Origin of the sequence: Mesorhizobium sp. LjNodule214 (assembly GCF_964252735.1) — a bacterium.
Taxonomy (GTDB): Bacteria; Pseudomonadota; Alphaproteobacteria; order Rhizobiales; family Rhizobiaceae; genus Mesorhizobium.
Genome location: NZ_CAXUPE020000001.1, coordinates 1,045,007 through 1,059,672, shown reverse-complemented (window position 1 = coordinate 1,059,672; position 14,666 = coordinate 1,045,007). Strand labels below are relative to the sequence as shown.

General features: G+C 61.3%; 13 protein-coding genes, 1 tRNA gene and 1 pseudogene. 7 read left to right on the top strand and 8 right to left on the bottom strand.

Annotated elements, in window-relative coordinates; all coding sequences use genetic code 11:
- The first annotated feature begins 61 nt into the window (after positions 1–61).
- Positions 62–138 (top strand) — tRNA-Arg (locus ACSQ3Z_RS05190).
- Between the two features lie 462 nt (positions 139–600).
- Positions 601–1,485, top strand: a complete 885-nt coding sequence (locus tag ACSQ3Z_RS05185; RefSeq protein ID WP_436170276.1) for an alpha/beta fold hydrolase — start codon at positions 601–603, stop codon at positions 1,483–1,485.
- A 253-nt stretch (positions 1,486–1,738) separates the two neighbouring features.
- Here ACSQ3Z_RS05185 and ACSQ3Z_RS05180 read toward each other — a convergent pair whose 3' ends face one another.
- From ACSQ3Z_RS05180 to ACSQ3Z_RS05150, 7 genes and pseudogenes are all read right to left on the bottom strand, one after another.
- A complete protein-coding gene (locus ACSQ3Z_RS05180) occupies positions 1,739–2,221 on the bottom strand; it encodes a hypothetical protein (RefSeq protein WP_436170275.1) in 483 nt (160 codons plus the stop codon).
- Between the two features lie 812 nt (positions 2,222–3,033).
- On the bottom strand, positions 3,034–3,906 hold the full coding sequence (locus ACSQ3Z_RS05175) for an alpha/beta fold hydrolase (RefSeq protein WP_436170274.1): 873 nt from the start codon (positions 3,904–3,906) through the stop codon (positions 3,034–3,036).
- Positions 3,907–3,960: 54 nt separating this feature from the next.
- Positions 3,961–5,595, bottom strand: coding sequence for a DUF1254 domain-containing protein (locus ACSQ3Z_RS05170; RefSeq protein WP_436170273.1), 1,635 nt, complete (start codon positions 5,593–5,595; stop codon positions 3,961–3,963).
- Positions 5,596–5,836: 241 nt separating this feature from the next.
- Entirely contained in the window at positions 5,837–6,361 is a 525-nt protein-coding gene (locus ACSQ3Z_RS05165) for a hypothetical protein (protein WP_436170272.1), read from the bottom strand.
- Positions 6,362–6,553: 192 nt separating this feature from the next.
- Positions 6,554–7,465 carry a helix-turn-helix domain-containing protein gene (locus ACSQ3Z_RS05160; RefSeq protein WP_436170271.1) on the bottom strand — a complete coding sequence of 304 codons (912 nt, stop codon included), beginning with the start codon at positions 7,463–7,465 and terminating at the stop codon, positions 6,554–6,556.
- A gap of 506 nt (positions 7,466–7,971) precedes the next feature.
- A pseudogene (locus ACSQ3Z_RS05155) lies at positions 7,972–8,450 on the bottom strand (SphA family protein); the annotation flags it as partial.
- A 95-nt stretch (positions 8,451–8,545) separates the two neighbouring features.
- Entirely contained in the window at positions 8,546–9,520 is a 975-nt protein-coding gene (locus ACSQ3Z_RS05150; protein ID WP_436170270.1) for a helix-turn-helix domain-containing protein, read from the bottom strand.
- Between the two features lie 176 nt (positions 9,521–9,696).
- Here ACSQ3Z_RS05150 and ACSQ3Z_RS05145 point away from each other — a divergent pair, with 176 nt between their 5' ends.
- The 3 genes from ACSQ3Z_RS05145 (at position 9,697) to ACSQ3Z_RS05135 (ending at position 11,463) form a co-directional block, all read left to right on the top strand.
- Positions 9,697–10,119 (top strand): cupin domain-containing protein, encoded by a 423-nt coding sequence (locus ACSQ3Z_RS05145; RefSeq protein WP_436170269.1) that lies wholly within the window; start codon positions 9,697–9,699, stop codon positions 10,117–10,119.
- Positions 10,120–10,549: 430 nt separating this feature from the next.
- A complete protein-coding gene (locus tag ACSQ3Z_RS05140; RefSeq protein ID WP_436170268.1) occupies positions 10,550–10,882 on the top strand; it encodes a hypothetical protein in 333 nt (110 codons plus the stop codon).
- Positions 10,883–10,959: 77 nt separating this feature from the next.
- Positions 10,960–11,463, top strand: coding sequence for a hypothetical protein (locus ACSQ3Z_RS05135; protein WP_436170267.1), 504 nt, complete (start codon positions 10,960–10,962; stop codon positions 11,461–11,463).
- A 223-nt stretch (positions 11,464–11,686) separates the two neighbouring features.
- Here ACSQ3Z_RS05135 and ACSQ3Z_RS05130 read toward each other — a convergent pair whose 3' ends face one another.
- The gene (locus ACSQ3Z_RS05130; RefSeq protein ID WP_436170266.1) at positions 11,687–12,931 is read right to left on the bottom strand and encodes a flavin-containing monooxygenase; all 1,245 of its coding nucleotides are present in this window, start codon (positions 12,929–12,931) and stop codon (positions 11,687–11,689) included.
- Positions 12,932–13,121: 190 nt separating this feature from the next.
- Between ACSQ3Z_RS05130 and ACSQ3Z_RS05125 the strand changes: the two genes are divergently transcribed.
- Complete coding sequence (locus ACSQ3Z_RS05125) at positions 13,122–13,985, top strand: hypothetical protein (protein ID WP_436170265.1); 864 nt, start codon at positions 13,122–13,124, stop codon at positions 13,983–13,985.
- 66 nt (positions 13,986–14,051) lie between these two features.
- Positions 14,052–14,618, top strand: coding sequence for a helix-turn-helix transcriptional regulator (locus ACSQ3Z_RS05120; RefSeq protein ID WP_436170264.1), 567 nt, complete (start codon positions 14,052–14,054; stop codon positions 14,616–14,618).
- Positions 14,619–14,666 lie beyond the last annotated feature (48 nt).

Genomic DNA, 14,666 nt, shown 5'->3' with positions numbered 1-14,666 from the left:
TAAGAAGCCGTGGCTGGCCGGTTCACCGGCTGGTTCGTTTTCAAGATCGCCGATCCTGAAGGCACCCGTAGCTCAGCTGGATAGAGCGCTGCCCTCCGAAGGCAGAGGTCACAGGTTCGAATCCTGTCGGGTGCGCCAATTTTGTTATATATTACAAACGGTTAGATGTGGCATAGGTCGGCCGGTTGAGAGTTGGGCAATTCCCACGTAAGCGGCAGACCTCGGTTCTCCGCTGACCGCGCAGGCGCCAATCGATGCTAACGCTTGTGGAATACTGCAAATACAGCCCCGTTTTCTAGCAAAGTGAAAATCAGATAACCAACCAGCGGATAGTTGACTGTTGCCCACAAAGGCAGCGCTCAGGCTCCTGAGACCATGACGAGTTTGGATAGGAATGCCGTAGTCATCTCGTAGGCGGTCGGCGATGACCGAAATGGGCCGGAAGCGGAAGATCCGCTTTCGTGAAAATTGGGCTAGAAAGTCCAGCCTAGTGTGGACCGCTTTGCGCCCGCTTTACACGCCCGCCACGTAAATTACCTTCCATTGCTGTTTCCCCCAGATAGCTTTGGCGACGATGTCCTGCATTAATGGGAGAGAACCGTGATCCTAACAAAGCAACCAGCATTGATCGCACTATTCACCGCCGGCCTCGCGCTGTTGGCATTCGCACCAACTGCGCAGGCGCAAGCCGTCGAGACCGGCATCGTCAAGCTGGCCGATTCCGACATCGAGTATTTCAGCCGAGGCGAAGGTGAAGCGATCGTTTTGCTGCCGGGCGGAACCCTGACCGTAGGTTATCTCGATGGGCTGGCGGATGCACTCGCCAAGGCTGGCTACCGCGTCGTCGGCGTCAACTTCCGGGGCTCGGGCAAGAGTACCGGTCCAAGCGACGGGGTGACGCTTCAGACGATGGCTGACGATGTGGCAGGGGTGATCCAGGCCCTGAAGCTAGAGCCGGTCAACGTGGCTGGAAACGACTTTGGCAATCGCGTGGCCCGCATGTTGGCCGCGTCTCATCCAGAGTTGACTCGCAGTGTCACCCTGCTGGCGGCAGGGGGAAGGATTCAACCCAAACCAGCGGCCTTGCATGCGTTGGAGATTATCTTCAATCCGGCGTCCACCGATACCGATATTTTGGCGGTCTTTCCATACTTGGTGTCCAATCCTGCAGATTCCGCTCGGGTCTGGGGGCTCTTCAAGCCTTCTCTTGATCCAAGAGCGGCAGGTATCGAAAAAGCGGCCGCGGAAGGCACCCCTCTCGATGCTTGGTGGGCGCCTCCGGGGGAGACGAAATACCTGATCTTGCAGGGAGCAGAGGATCAAATCGCGCCGCCTGAGAACGGCGAGCAGCTTCAGAAGGAGCTGGGCGATCGGGCGACGCTGATCGACGTGCCAGGAGCAGCCCATCTCATGCCCTTGGAACAGCCGGAGGCAGCGGCGGCTCACATGATCAGCTTCATTCGAGGGCTCGGCGGCAAGCCTTAGAAGGTCCGGATCGGGTCAAACCTTCGCATTGTCGAACGGGAAAGTTGCGCCACTGTCGGACTTTCCTGGACGCTGCCGCAACGGCCGTGTCCGACTCGCGAGCAGACATTCGCGCCGCAATTCTGCACACGATGGCGACTCCGTCCGGACACAAATGTACGGGCGGCTCGGCGAAGTGAGGAGATGTTCGCGACACTTCGACGAATGGACCTCGGCCAGAACCTCCCGTCGAGCTGCTCGCTAAAGGGTTCCGCTAATTCGAGGGCGTGAGGGTTTGCGCCTTATCGGATGATGCAAATTCCAGCGTGAACGGATTTCCCCCGATCCCTTGGGCCAAGGCGGGAGACAGTTCAACGGGTGTGCATCGATCCACCGCGTCCATTGCAGCAGCAACAAAGTGCTGACGAACTTCCTCATCGCCGGCGACATTAACGAATGTCGATTGTGGCGGACCAACTAACGATCCATCGCTCTTTAAACTGAAACTCAGCGTAACAGTGGACTTTTCAACACCGACCGGTGGTTTCCAGCATGACAAGATGGCCGCTCCAACCTCGTCCATCGTCGTGAGAGGGTCCGCATTTGCCGCTAGCAGCATCAAGATCAGAGCCGAGGAGCAGAAAACAATTCGCCTGAGGCTTCCCATGGCATGCGCCGAGCCTAGCACGAGCAGGGCGGCCACCAAGCCAAACACCACGCTACAGGCTAGTTTCAGAAAATCAGGCGTTGCAAACATTAGGGGTCGTCCTCTTTGGTTGCCCACCCAAGTTTTCGGACCGACTTTCACTATCCGCCCGTCGCAGTATGCTCATGGCAGCTTATTCCCGGATGTCGTGAAGGGTTCTACTTCTGAACGATACGTGGGGATTGTGACAATAACTCGTTGCCGCTGCAATACAAGTTGCTGCTTTCATGTCACTCATCCTCCTTCGTGAGACAACCTTGACGGATCGCCCAGGCTGGTGGCGATGGTTCGCCGGAATGACGTTATTCGCCAGGCGGACCTGAATGCCGACAGTCGCGGCAGTTGTCCCCCCTTCGAGTCGGGCGGGCAGTTCAAACACGACGCTACAACATTCTTGTCAAAACGGCGTGTGTCAATGACAGCTCCCCGCCATTCAAGACCTTCCGGATGCGCCAGGTGAATGACCTGCTTGGATCAAACCCGGACATCATCCCGCCTGAGCCGACCGTCAGCTTTCGGGAAACGACCGAGTGGGCCTCAATGTCGGATATGCGGCGCATTGCAGCCCGGCAGCCTTTTGGGCCGAAAGCTGGCTGGCGGCTTCCAGTGTGAGGTGTAAGTGAGCGGACTTTCAGCCCGGCGCAGGCTCTGTCCTCACCTGACCCGATGCAGACGCTTGATCACCAGGAGGGTATCGTCCGCTTTGCTGCCAAAAGCTGTCACCGCCGCGGTAACCATGTCGGACTCCAAGCCCCCAATTCTTCGAGAGGGACCTCCAGCTTCGACAGAAATCCGAGTCTACAGCATTTCCCTGGCATCTGAGACGCGGCCTCTCCCGCTGGAACGCGGCCAACACTTTTGCGTCAAAGCTGCTTGAGGAAATCGACTATTCGAGACGCGGCCACTTCTGGCTGTTCCAAGGGCAGGAGATGCGCCGCTCCGGGGACATTGACGAGTGTGGCCCGGTCGCCGAGTTCCTTCTGAAGCTGCTCGCCGTTTTCAGGAGGCGCGATCTGATCCTCGGCTCCCTGCAGGATCAGATATTTGGTCTCTCCCGGAGGCGCCCACCAAGTATCGAGGGGAGTGCTTTCCGCAGCCGCCCTTTCAATAGCCGCCGCTCCCGGATCGAGAGAAGGCTTGAAAAGCTTCCAGACGCGGGCGGAATCCGCAGGATTGGAAACCAGAAAGGGGAATACCGCCAGAATGTCGGCGTCGGTGGACGCGGGGTTGAAGATAATCCCTAGGGCTTTGGCCGCGGGCGGTGCGGGTTGCACCTTCCCGCCTGCGGCCAACAAAATGACGCTGCGCGTCAGCTCAGGATGAGACGCGGCCAACATGCGCGCAACGCGATTGCCGAAGTCGTTGCCGGCCACATTTACCGGCCCGAGGTTGAGGGCCTTGATCACACCCGCGACATCGTCCGCCATCGTCTGAAGCGTGACGCCCTCGCTTGGACCCGTGCTCTTGCCCGAACCCCGGAAGTTGATGCCAACCACCCGATGGCCGGCCTTGGCGAGGGCATCGGCCAGGCCATCCAGGTAGCCCACGGTCAGGGTTCCGCCCGGCAGCAGGACTATGGGTTCGCCTTCTCCCCGGCTGAAGTACTCGATGTTGGAATCGGTCAGCTTGACGATACCGGTCTCGACGGTTTGCGCTTGGACGGTCGTTGCGTACACCGGCAACATGAGGCACGCGACGATCAGGGTGAGCATTGCCAAATGCTTAGTCGGGTTCATGTGCGCACACTCCCGTGCAGGGTTAGGGACGCGATCTCTAAGAACCAGCGGCCATCACTTGACCAACTCGATCTCGCTCGGCCTCCATTCCTTGGTGAAGAAAGTTTCCAGCGGGCTGTAGAGCCGAAGCAGCGTGAACCAGCCCTTGTCAGGCATGGTCTGGATCCAGTTGCCGCGTTTCACCCCCTCTGGCTGGGTCGGGCCGAAGTAGACCGTGGTGGTGCCGTCGGCGTCCGCTTCGGCGGCGGGCGACGGAAAGTTCTGGCTGCCGGCGCGGGGATAGCGCTGCGGCGTCTGGAGCATGGAGCGCGACTGGTTGTCGTAGAGCGTGAACGACCAGAACGCGGCCGCCGGAATGTCCTTCGGCAGCGTCACCTTGTAGGTCTTGCCACCATCGAAATAGTTCTTGTCGGCGTCGACTGCGCCCATGAGGTACTGAGAGCCGACCTTCGGGAGCGTCATGATCATGCCCGGCGAGTCGAGCGTGTAGCCGTAGTAGAACGCTGTCTTGGAGTTGAGCGTGGTGGCGCCGGTCGGCGGGAAAGGCTTGAACAGACCGTCGGCGCCCATCACTGGCGGCGGCGTTTCGAAATTGGCGCCGCCCTCCCAGAGCATGCTCCACCAGCCGGAGTCAGGATATAAGGCCCAGCCCGGAACGTCGCTCCCGCGCCAGTTCAGTGCACGCGAGGCGGCGTTGCCGACGGCGGCGGCATCGGTGAGAATCTTGCGCATACGGTCGTCCGGGGCGAACGGCTTGCCGTGCACAATGCCGATGGCGGCGAGTTGTCCAGCAAGTTCCTTGTTGTAGGAAGTGGCCGGCTGCTGCTGGACATTGGCATTGAGCGTTTCGAAGAACCCGAAGTCGCTCGGCGGGATCGTGTTGAACGATTTCCCGCTCCCCTCCACGAACTTGGTCTCGGGAACCGGCGGATCGGAGGCGAGCCCGACCGTGCCGTCGAGAGCGGTGGCGATGCTCGTGCCGTAGCCTCCGGGCTTATAAGGGTAGATTTTCATCGTCTGGCGGATCATGTCGGCGGCCGGTTTCGGGTCCTTGCCATCCGTCAGGTAAGCGCGAGATGCGTAGAGCGCGAGGGTCGTCTTGGCGCGCCCGACGAAGAAGCCGCCGTCCGGGAGCGGCCCGTCGTAGTCCGGAGGGACGATAAGGTACTTGCCGCCCGCACCGCGGTCAGGACCGGGGAAGCCGATGTCGATGACCCACTGGAACCACATGTCGTTGATCGTGCCGACCGACTTGGGAGGCTGTTCGATCACCAGCGGACCCTTCGTCAGATCGAGGCATCCCATATAGTAGACCGTGTCGGCATTTCCCGTGAGAAACAGCGAATTCGAATCCATGAGCTCGGAGAAGACGACAATCGAGTTCGGGTTCGCTCCGACGCTTTGAAACCCCTGGCAAATCGCATACGCCGACGCGCCGCCGAAACTGTTGACATAGGCGTCGAGCGCGTGCGTGAAGTCCAGGGCATCCAAGGCCTTCTGGACGGTCTCCGCACTCGGGGCGCCGTCCTTGAATTCGAGCGTGCCGAGCGACGACTCGAGCTTGTCGGGGGTAACCAGCGATGGGGGGATTTCGGTGGCCTGGGCGATGCTCTCAATGTTGGTAATGAGAAAAGTGGATGCCGCAAGGAACATCGTCAATGCAGAGTGTCCGCTGTGTATCGATTTCATGGTCAGTCCCTTTCCTAGGTTCACAAGGTTGGCAGTGCTGGCTGCAAGCCGTCACGACCGCTATGGATTGCCGGGGATCGCGCGTTCAGCCATCGCGGGGATGGGATTGTCCGCGAAGGAGAAAGACGCCACCGCGAGGGTCGAAGCAGAGAGGCATTCATGTGTCGGAAATCCTCTTTCGATGGCCCCACCGCATCGATAGGCATCTGCGGGCTGAGCGAACTGCCCGCTCGGTGTAGGATTAGTAGAGCGCTGCCCGCCTGAAAGAGCGCCGCGCCACTCCCGCATAGGAAAGCGGTGTCAACGGCATGCCGATGATGTCGATGAAAACAGAGATCTCGGAACCCTTGTCGGGCATATCCCCGTCGATGACCTGGACAGTGTAAGAAAGGTCGCCGCCGTTCAGCTGCGGGTCCTTGAGGACAACTACGAACTGTTTGAGTTGGTCGCCCTCGAGGATCGACAGGTCGGCGTTCGGCGGATCGGAGAGGAAGCTGTCCTTGCCCGTGCTCCAGAATGGAATGAAGGCCGCTGTCTTCATGTTCCCGGCGAGGCGCTCCGGCCGATCCGTGAAGAATAGCGTCGAGGTGGCAACATCCACCAGCGTCAACTTGTTCGTGGCCTTGTCGTAACTCATCGAGTCGGCCGTTTGGACGAACAGAAAATCGGCCATGTCGTCAGCCGCTTGCGCGACCTTCGCCTTGGTCGATCCCACTGCAGCGGCAAAGGCGGAAGCGGTCAGGAGCAAGTTCCGTCTGGTGGTCATTTTGCGATCCCTCTCAAAAAGTTGACCGGCAGCAGCCGAGCCGCTATCGGCAAAAGCGAACCTCTAACTTCATCTAACTTCAGCAGTTGCAGAGATTGGCCCGATGCTATCCTGACGCGCACTGGTCCGTCCTGTCATTTCACGACAACGCGGGATCGAGGGACGGGAAGGCACGGGCCGTGCGATGGCGGCTCACTGGCGGCGCTCCTGCCGCAGTCGACGGAAGTCCGACGGCGAGACACCGGTCCAGTGCCGGAATGCCCGCGTGAAGTTGGCAGAGTCGCTGTAGCCGATTTCAAAGGCGATATCGATGACCCGTCGCTTGGGGTCCTCCAGCAATCTCACCGCGGCCTCGAAACGGACCTCGGCTAGAAGCTCGGAATAGTCGTTGTGACAATCCGCGAGAATCCGCTGCAGCATTCGAGAGTGCATTCCGAGCGCTTCGGCGATGACGTTCAGATGGCAGCGGCCTTCGACCATCAGCGCGGCGATGATCTGCTTGACCGAGCCGACGAAATCCACTGCCGGCGCGGAGGCGTCGAACGCCATCAGGTCGCGATCGTGTACGCTCGCGTCGCCCCGGAACCGCTCAAGGGGCAGGCTCATCAACTCAGCGGGAAAGACGAAGCCGCAAAACTCCGACGGACGCACATTCTCCGTTTCGAACGCCAGCTGCGCTGCGGAGACGTTGCGGTTCGGAGTCATCAGGACCTCGCTGGGCTGCCAGTCAGGTCCGGCGGCGAGCCTGATGAGGTCCCGCATCAGCAGCAGGGCGCATTGCTGGGCGACACGACTGCCCGGTCCGGTCTCGTGCATGTGGCGATGAAAGAACTGGACGTTCGACCCGGAGAGGGTCCACCAAAGTTGCTCCGCTGAACTGTAAAGGGAGAACGTGGAGCGGATCTTGCCCAGCGCGTCATGCAGCGTGAGCGATCGCAGAAGGTTGCGCCCGAAAGCACCGAGGCCCTCTACTCGCGCATCGCGGCCAACGATGTAGCCGAGGTTCGGTATGCCGGCAGACCGGGCGCTTTTCTCAAGGAAGGCATGTGCGAGATGGGCCGGAACCAGTGCTTCATAGTCCCTGCCTGTCACCGCAGGGATCAATCCATCATCCATCTCCCGCGCATATGGCGCGCCGAGCCCCTCCATGAATTGGACAAACGGAAGGTAGGCACTGGCGCGCACTTGCGGAACTGGAGTCACCGCGGCCCCTCTCGACTTTGCTAATATATCCCATGAAAGTATTACAGGCAAACCACAAAGCAGTGCGATCGGTGCCTGTGAAGTCAAAGCGCGTCGCGCAAAACTATACCTTAACAATCATCTTCTCGGTCGCGACGATCAGCGACACGACTTCGGATTACTCCTCTTGGCATGGCCGTCCTCCTTGGGGGGTACAGCCTTACGTTGCGGCAATCTTGGGCAGCGGGCAACGTAAATTACGGTAGCCTACGGGTGTGAGAAGGCTCCTCCGGCGGGCGTTCACCGAATCCAGTTGCGGCGTCCCACGCTGTTGTTCAGCCCGCGTTTTCCAACGTCTGCTAAGCGCCAAGGCAGACATTCGATCGTGACAGGGGACTGTCCATTGACCGGCACCGACCCCAGCGCGTTTATTTTGGTGCAGCCGGAGAGAATGAGAAGGCTGCCCAGAAGTTCCAGCCTTCCGACCTGTTTTGGCCAGCGAATTCCCAATAGGCTTTTGCGTTGAACGCGCCTTGTATGCTGTCGCCGATCGGGAAGAGATAGCCGAGCTGTGGTCCGATGCCGGCGACGCGGGACTTGAATTCGCCGAGCGTCGCGCCCGCGCCGCTGTCACCCGTGATCTGCTGGTAGTAGTAGCCGGCAGCACGACGAAGAACTGCTCGTTGACGAACTGCGCAACGCCCCAGTCGACATGCATGTCGATGCCGTTCTGGTAGTCGGTATCAGGATTCTCGAAATTGTAGGTGAAGCCGAGGACGGCCGAAGCTTCAGTTCCAGTGGAAGGGTCAAAGTACGTGTATCCACCGCCGACATCGATTGCGCCGTGTCCGATACCGAGATTCGCCAATCGTTCCGGCTCGTAGGCGCCGACTGGAATGGCGGCGGTCCTGTCCGCACCACTCCCGATGCTCGCTGCGAATGGCTAGCTGAGCCTGAGATAGCTCGCAAACGCCGACGGCGGACGTTTTGCCGTGGGCACCATCAAGGCGCGAGATCTGGTTCGGTTGTGGCCTCAGCCTTGCCGTTGTGGCGCATTTCCGACGGGGTCATCAGGAACCGGCGCTTGAACCGCCGGTTGAAGTGCGAAAGATCGCCGAAGCCCGCCTCGAACGCGAGTTCGGTGACCGACCAACTCGCGTAGCGCGGACTGGTCAGCATGGTGCGGGCCGCGTCGAGCCGCCGTTCGAGAGCGAAATCCGAGAAGGTTGTGCCGGCCCCCTCGAACAGCATCTGGACATAGCGCGGCGAAATCCCGTGGCGCGCCGCGAGCTCGTCAATGTGGATCGCGGCATCCTTTACCAGGTCGGCCTTGATCGCCTGCAGCCTCGCGGCCCGCAAGCCCCGTTGACCGGCAATCTCGCGCCCTTCCTCGGTCGCGCCGATCGCCAGAGCGATAAGGTCGTAGACGTGGGTTGCGCATAGCCGGGCGAGCCGAGGGTCGGCAAAGCGGTCGGGCAGGCCCACGACATAGCTCCGCAGCAACGATAGCGCTTCCGTCGTGGCCGGTATGCGCCGCGCGGCGGCAGCCTCGACGTCGGCCAGCCCGGCCAGAGCGGTGAAGGGCACGCGCACGGAAAGATAGGTAGCGTCAACGAAATGGAGCTCGACCGGCTCGCGATAGACGAGGAGTACACCGTCCCCGATCTCGGGCACGCCTTCGCGCCGCCCCTGAGCCAGGGCCATGTGACCACTGGTCTTCATCATCAGGCAGATGGTGTCCTCGCCGTCCGCGAGCATCGGCGCCGGGCGGGTGAGGCGCGCCGTCAGCGGCGACAGCATGGTTGCCCGACGCAGGCCCGGTGCGACGTGCATCTGCATCTCAACCGCACGGCCGGGCTCGGTGTCGATGTTGAGGCGGACCGCCCGGTCGAACAGCTCGCGCAGCGCCTGCAGGCGCTTGCCCGGTGCAAGCTCGCGCGTCGAGAAATGCAAGGAGGCAAAGTCGGTGCCGTTCATCCCTGGCTACCCCCGCGCCGCCTTCCGCAGCCCAAAGATATTAGACTGGATGAATATACCGTTCAATGGCCACGGGATCGTCAGTTCGTCCACGGCATAGGAGGACTTCGCGGGAGTCCGAGACGCTCTGCCCAGTCGTCGCCGATAATGGCACTGTCAAATCAGGGAGGCGATAGATGCCCGAACTCAGGTACACCCTTGCGCTTTGCGCCGCGCTGTCAGGCTTTGCCTGGACGGGCCTGCTCGGGGCTCAGGAAACGCCGGCGGCCGCGACCGACCAGCAACCAATCAAGCGTACGCCGTTGCAGCGCTTCGACGTGCCCGGCACCGCGTACGAGACGGTTATCGGCATTGCCGAAATAGCACCTAACGTTGCGGTCGGACGCCACACACATCCGGGACCGGAGTCGGGCTACATCATCGAGGGCGGCTTCGAGCTGCTGATCGAGGGCGAGCCGCCGCGACATCTCGCGGCCGGCCAATCCTACCAGGTGCCGCCGGCCAAGGTCCACGACGCCAGGACCGGTCCCGCCGGCGCCAAGGTGATCGCGACCTACGTCGTGGAGAAGGGAAAGCCGATCGCATCCCCGATCGAGTGATGGGCCGTGGCTTTGAACGTGGCTGGGTGCGGAGAACGGCATCAACGGCCCTCAGTACCGGCACTCATTCGGACTAGGGCAGCTAGTACCCAGCTCCCCCATAGCACTGGTACTACAGCTTTGCGCTCTATGCCGCGGGTCAGTACGACCATGCCGTCAAAACGCTTCAACGCGAGGAAATGCGTGGAAAGGGATCGCAACGCATTCTGGCTGCGAGCCTCGCCTGAGCGTCGACTGCCATAGCTTGGTTCGAGCGCTTGATCTTGCAAACGAGGTCTACACCGCCTTTGATAGAAAGGGCCATCGCGTTCTGTTCGCGCCACCCGATCAGAGGATGGGTCGTCCGCCGCAATCGCCAGACGGTGATCACCGCACTGCCGCAAGAGAGGCGCAACATTTCCCGATCGGCTGATGATTGGAGGAATGATAGATGAGGCGCGAGGTATTTCTTGGCGTATTAACTGCGGCCAATTTGGTTTTGCTCCTAGGAATCGGGTTGACGCAAATCTTGCCGGCGACCGCACAGGGCGGCATGGGCATCCTTCGCGGCAGCGCCTTCGAGCTCGTGGACCCCCGGGGGCGGGTGCGCGCCAGCCTGTCCATCCAGCCCGAGGTCGAAGGGGCGAGCGAAACCGTGCTGTTCCGGCTGATCCATCCCAAGGCGGACATAGTTGCTGAAGGCGCCGGTGGGCGCTTTGCGCCAAGACTTGTCGTGAGGGTGGGGTTGCAAAACGCCGCCTCCGGGCTGACAACTCCGCGCTAAGGGCCGCTTCCTCAGAGACAGGTTCCGACCAGACTGCTGCATAGGCGAGGTAGCCCGAGAATTTCGGAGACCAAAACATGGCGAGCGAGGAGCAGCGGAACAAATCAGTGGCGGCAAAGGCGGTGTGGCCGCTCCTTTTTCTCACGGCTGCGCTTCAGGCGTATGTGGGACTGTCGTCGGTTGCCTATGTGTTCATGGGGGTGTCGAACCCGGCCTCCGGGCTCGGTGGATGGGCAGTGGCCACGACAGGCGGGCTCCAGGCGGTTGCGGCGATAGCGGCCTTCGTGCTGGCCGTTCGACGCGATCTTCGCGGCACTACCCTTGCGATTGCCGCCAGCATCATGCTGGGCTGGCTTTCGATGCTTCCGTCGGTCGCTGTACAAGGACTCGACTTTCGCGGCGACGACCGAATTACCCCGATCTTCTTCGTGCTATCCCCCATCATCGCGATCGTTGCGGCAACGCTGGCGTGGCGCAAGCTGTATCCAGTCGCGGCCGCCTTCATTGTGAGTGCGATGACCTTCGTCGGCATTTTAGTCGTCATCGCCTTCGCGATCGTCATCGCAATATACGGCTTCTAAGGCCGTGGCCTAGGTTCACGGCTTAAAGTCGGTCGCAAAGCTCCGCTTGGGCCTGTGTGGTCGACACTGCGCCGACGCTGAACGCATTGATGCGCGCCGCAGTCTCGGCGCGGTCCAGGATGAATAACCAACCGACGGGCGGGCATCGTCACGCCGCCAGCGCGCAAGTGGCGCGCCAAACCGGATGATATTCGCTGAGAGTCGGCATCCCTGAATCGGGACGTCAGAGGCAGGTGTCTAAACGACGCTGGATATCTTCGACCAGCAGGGCTGCTTCCTCCGCAATTGCCAATATTGTGCCCGACCGTCGCGAGATCGCGAAAGGCAGGCCGGCAAAATACACGCCAGGAACGCCCGCGAACCCGTTCTCGTGCAATGGTTGGCCTTGTGCATCGAGCACATTGGGAACGCGCACCCACCCGAAATCCCCTCTGAACCCGGTGCACCAGATCATCGTTGTGATCCCGCGCGCGGCGAGGTCAATTGATCGGATTGGTGGATTCGGCAGAAGCGCGCCAATCACCTCCGCCGGGTCCGGCTCAGCCCTCGGGGCATCGATCCCGTTGCGCGCGATGTACTCGTCGATCTGGCTTCGAATTTTAGCGGAGCCCTCGTCTGCATGGCGAACATGCGCTTCTGCATCGTCGCTGAACGAGAGGCGGCCGTCGTCGACGCCCGTGAGCCGACCCAGCAAGACAACGCCTTGCGCGCTGAGCGACTGCAGGCTGATCGTATGGAGCGCTCCTGTCAGCGGCCTTCCAGGGATGGGCCCCTGTTGAAGGATTTCCCTGCGCGTCACATCTATCAGTCCGCTAAGAACCATCCAGACACTGATGTGCCTACCGCGGTACATTCGGGGCAGCCGGCCGACTCGGCTCGTTGCAAGAAACACAGTTCGCCCCGTCTTGACCAAGTCCTCGGCGATTTGGCCGCCCGACTGGGCGCTACCGACCACCAACACGGCTCCACTGTCGAGACCAGCTGCGTTGCGGTAGGCTGATGCATCGATCTGTTGGACTTTGGGCGGCAACAAAGCAGAGAAAGGCGGGCGCGCCGGGCAGTTCTGGTTACTGCTGGCGATCACCACATTCCTCGCCCACAGGGCGCCGCGCGGAAGGGCCAGCCGGTACAGGCCACCGCTCGCAACAAGGTCGATCACCGGCGTACCGGTTTCCACCGGGAGGCCATGCCGGCGGACATAGTCCTCCAACAGCGCGACAAACTCGCCGCTTGTCATCGCACCGTCGGGATCGGGGCCGACATAGGTATCCCCGGGCATAACCGTTTGGCTGTTGGGTGTGTTTACCCGAAAGGAGTCCCAGCGCTGGGTCCGCCAAGTCTCACCGATGCGACCTCGCTCCAACACTCTGTGACGCAAGCCGCGCTGCGTCAGCGCATGACTGACGCCTAGCCCCGCCCAACCGGCACCGATGACGACGGCATCAAGGATGTCCGTTCCGCTCGTCATTACGCTCCCCTCGGATCGTCACCCTATTGTACTTCGTGAAATCGGTAAATGGTCCGCTTTCTAGTACGGCGTTGCTCTCACGCATGGCAAAATCGAAGACGACAGCACTTGGCGCTCGCCTCCGAGGCCGAGGCGGCCCATATCACATCCGTTGGACTTGGGCAGCCGGTCCTGGCCCGCATCTGCATCTATGATGTCCGCCGGATTGTTCCAGTCGACTGACGGTGGCTTTGTCTCCCGACGGCGGCGCTCGAACCCGATGGGTATGCGTCACCGCTTTAAGGAGAACATCATGACGAAACGAACCCCAGCGACCAACACCGCGCTACTGCTTGCCGTCTTCACCATATTGGCTGTCTCTGCTCCCCTCGTTCTCGCCGGATCGGCGAGCGCGGCGCCGCTGAAGCAGGCCAAGATCATCATCGAGCACAACGCCACCGACAACGACACGGGCTTTCAGGCGTTCATCGACGCCGACGGGTGGGAGCGCCTCGAAATCATCGGGCCGAACGGCGTTGTCGCCGAGTTTCAGGGCAAGGGGACGGTCAATGGTCTGGGCCTCACCGAACTGTTCTTTGAAACCACCGAGCCCGAGAACGCCAAGCTGCCGCTGGCGCAGGTTCTCGAAATGCTGCCGGCCGGCAAATATGAGTTCCGCACTCTCTACTCCGCCCTCGGAGGCAGCGAAGGATCTGTCAGCGGGATCGCGACACTGACCCACAAGATACCGGCGGGGGTTACGCTCGTATCGCCGAAGGAGGGAGAGACTGTGCCACCGGGCGAGCTGGCCGTCAGTTGGACGCCGTCAGAACGGGCGCTCGATGGCTCGACCGTCAACATTATCGCGTACCAGCTGATCATCGAAAAGGACGAGGACCCGCATCCCAAAATGATCGGCAAGCGCGGGTTGAGCATGTATCTGCCGGCGTCGGTGACGGCGATGACCATCCCGGCGGAGTTCTTCGAGCCAGGCACGGGCTACCTGTGGGAGGTTCTCGCGATCGAGGAGGGCGGCAACCAGACCCTGCAGTCCGGTACATTCTCGACCAGATGAGCTAAACTGAGCGGGACCGTGCACCAGCGCGGCCCTGCGTCGTCTCTTGCAGTGGAGCGAACGGCCATGAAGAGAATCCTGGTTCTGGCGGCGACTGCCTGCGGGCTGTTCGCGATTCTGATCGTTGTCGAGAATCTGCAGGGTGGCGAGCCGTTCACTCTGTCCGGCTTCGCGCTCGACCTGTTCGAGAAGGCGCTGCTGGCCCTCGCCGTTGCGGCGACTGCCTATGTCGCACTCGAAACCAAAGGCCTCAGGCGCGAACGGTTTGACCTGTTGAACGACCTCTCCCGCGTGCACAGCGAAAGCGACAGATGGCGCTCGGCAGCGCGCGTGCACATCGATGGGCTCGGCCGGGCAATCAACGATCAATTCAAGGCCTGGCGGCTAAGCGAAAGCGAGGCCGACATTGCACTCCTCATGTTGAAGGGCTTGACGCACAAGGAGATTGCGCATTTGCGCGGCTCAGAGGAGGCGACCGTCCGCCAGCAGGCGGCTGCAGTGTACCGCAAGGCCGGTCTCGCCAATCGGGCGGAGCTAGGGGCGTTCTTCCTCGAGGATCTATTGTCGCCTGAGCCGGAGCGCGGCGCTGGCCAGCCGCCCAATCTGGAGGTGGTTAAGACCGACCGCGGTTAGAGCAATCAGGCTCCTGCCAGCCCCGCCAATCCCTCCTCCAAGCCCGCC

What these genes read in the sequence shown, in the direction of transcription:
- ACSQ3Z_RS05120 (WP_436170264.1), top strand. Translation starts at nt 14,052, where the DNA reads ATGAAGAGAATCCTGGTTCTGGCGGCGACTGCCTGCGGGCTGTTCGCG.
- ACSQ3Z_RS05180 (WP_436170275.1), bottom strand. Translation starts at nt 2,221, where the DNA reads ATGTTTGCAACGCCTGATTTTCTGAAACTAGCCTGTAGCGTGGTGTTT.
- ACSQ3Z_RS05140 (WP_436170268.1), top strand. Translation starts at nt 10,550, where the DNA reads ATGAGGCGCGAGGTATTTCTTGGCGTATTAACTGCGGCCAATTTGGTT.
- ACSQ3Z_RS05135 (WP_436170267.1), top strand. Translation starts at nt 10,960, where the DNA reads ATGGCGAGCGAGGAGCAGCGGAACAAATCAGTGGCGGCAAAGGCGGTG.
- ACSQ3Z_RS05130 (WP_436170266.1), bottom strand. Translation starts at nt 12,931, where the DNA reads ATGACGAGCGGAACGGACATCCTTGATGCCGTCGTCATCGGTGCCGGT.
- ACSQ3Z_RS05125 (WP_436170265.1), top strand. Translation starts at nt 13,122, where the DNA reads ATGATGTCCGCCGGATTGTTCCAGTCGACTGACGGTGGCTTTGTCTCC.
- ACSQ3Z_RS05150 (WP_436170270.1), bottom strand. Translation starts at nt 9,520, where the DNA reads ATGAACGGCACCGACTTTGCCTCCTTGCATTTCTCGACGCGCGAGCTT.
- ACSQ3Z_RS05175 (WP_436170274.1), bottom strand. Translation starts at nt 3,906, where the DNA reads ATGAACCCGACTAAGCATTTGGCAATGCTCACCCTGATCGTCGCGTGC.
- ACSQ3Z_RS05145 (WP_436170269.1), top strand. Translation starts at nt 9,697, where the DNA reads ATGCCCGAACTCAGGTACACCCTTGCGCTTTGCGCCGCGCTGTCAGGC.
- ACSQ3Z_RS05170 (WP_436170273.1), bottom strand. Translation starts at nt 5,595, where the DNA reads ATGAAATCGATACACAGCGGACACTCTGCATTGACGATGTTCCTTGCG.
- ACSQ3Z_RS05165 (WP_436170272.1), bottom strand. Translation starts at nt 6,361, where the DNA reads ATGACCACCAGACGGAACTTGCTCCTGACCGCTTCCGCCTTTGCCGCT.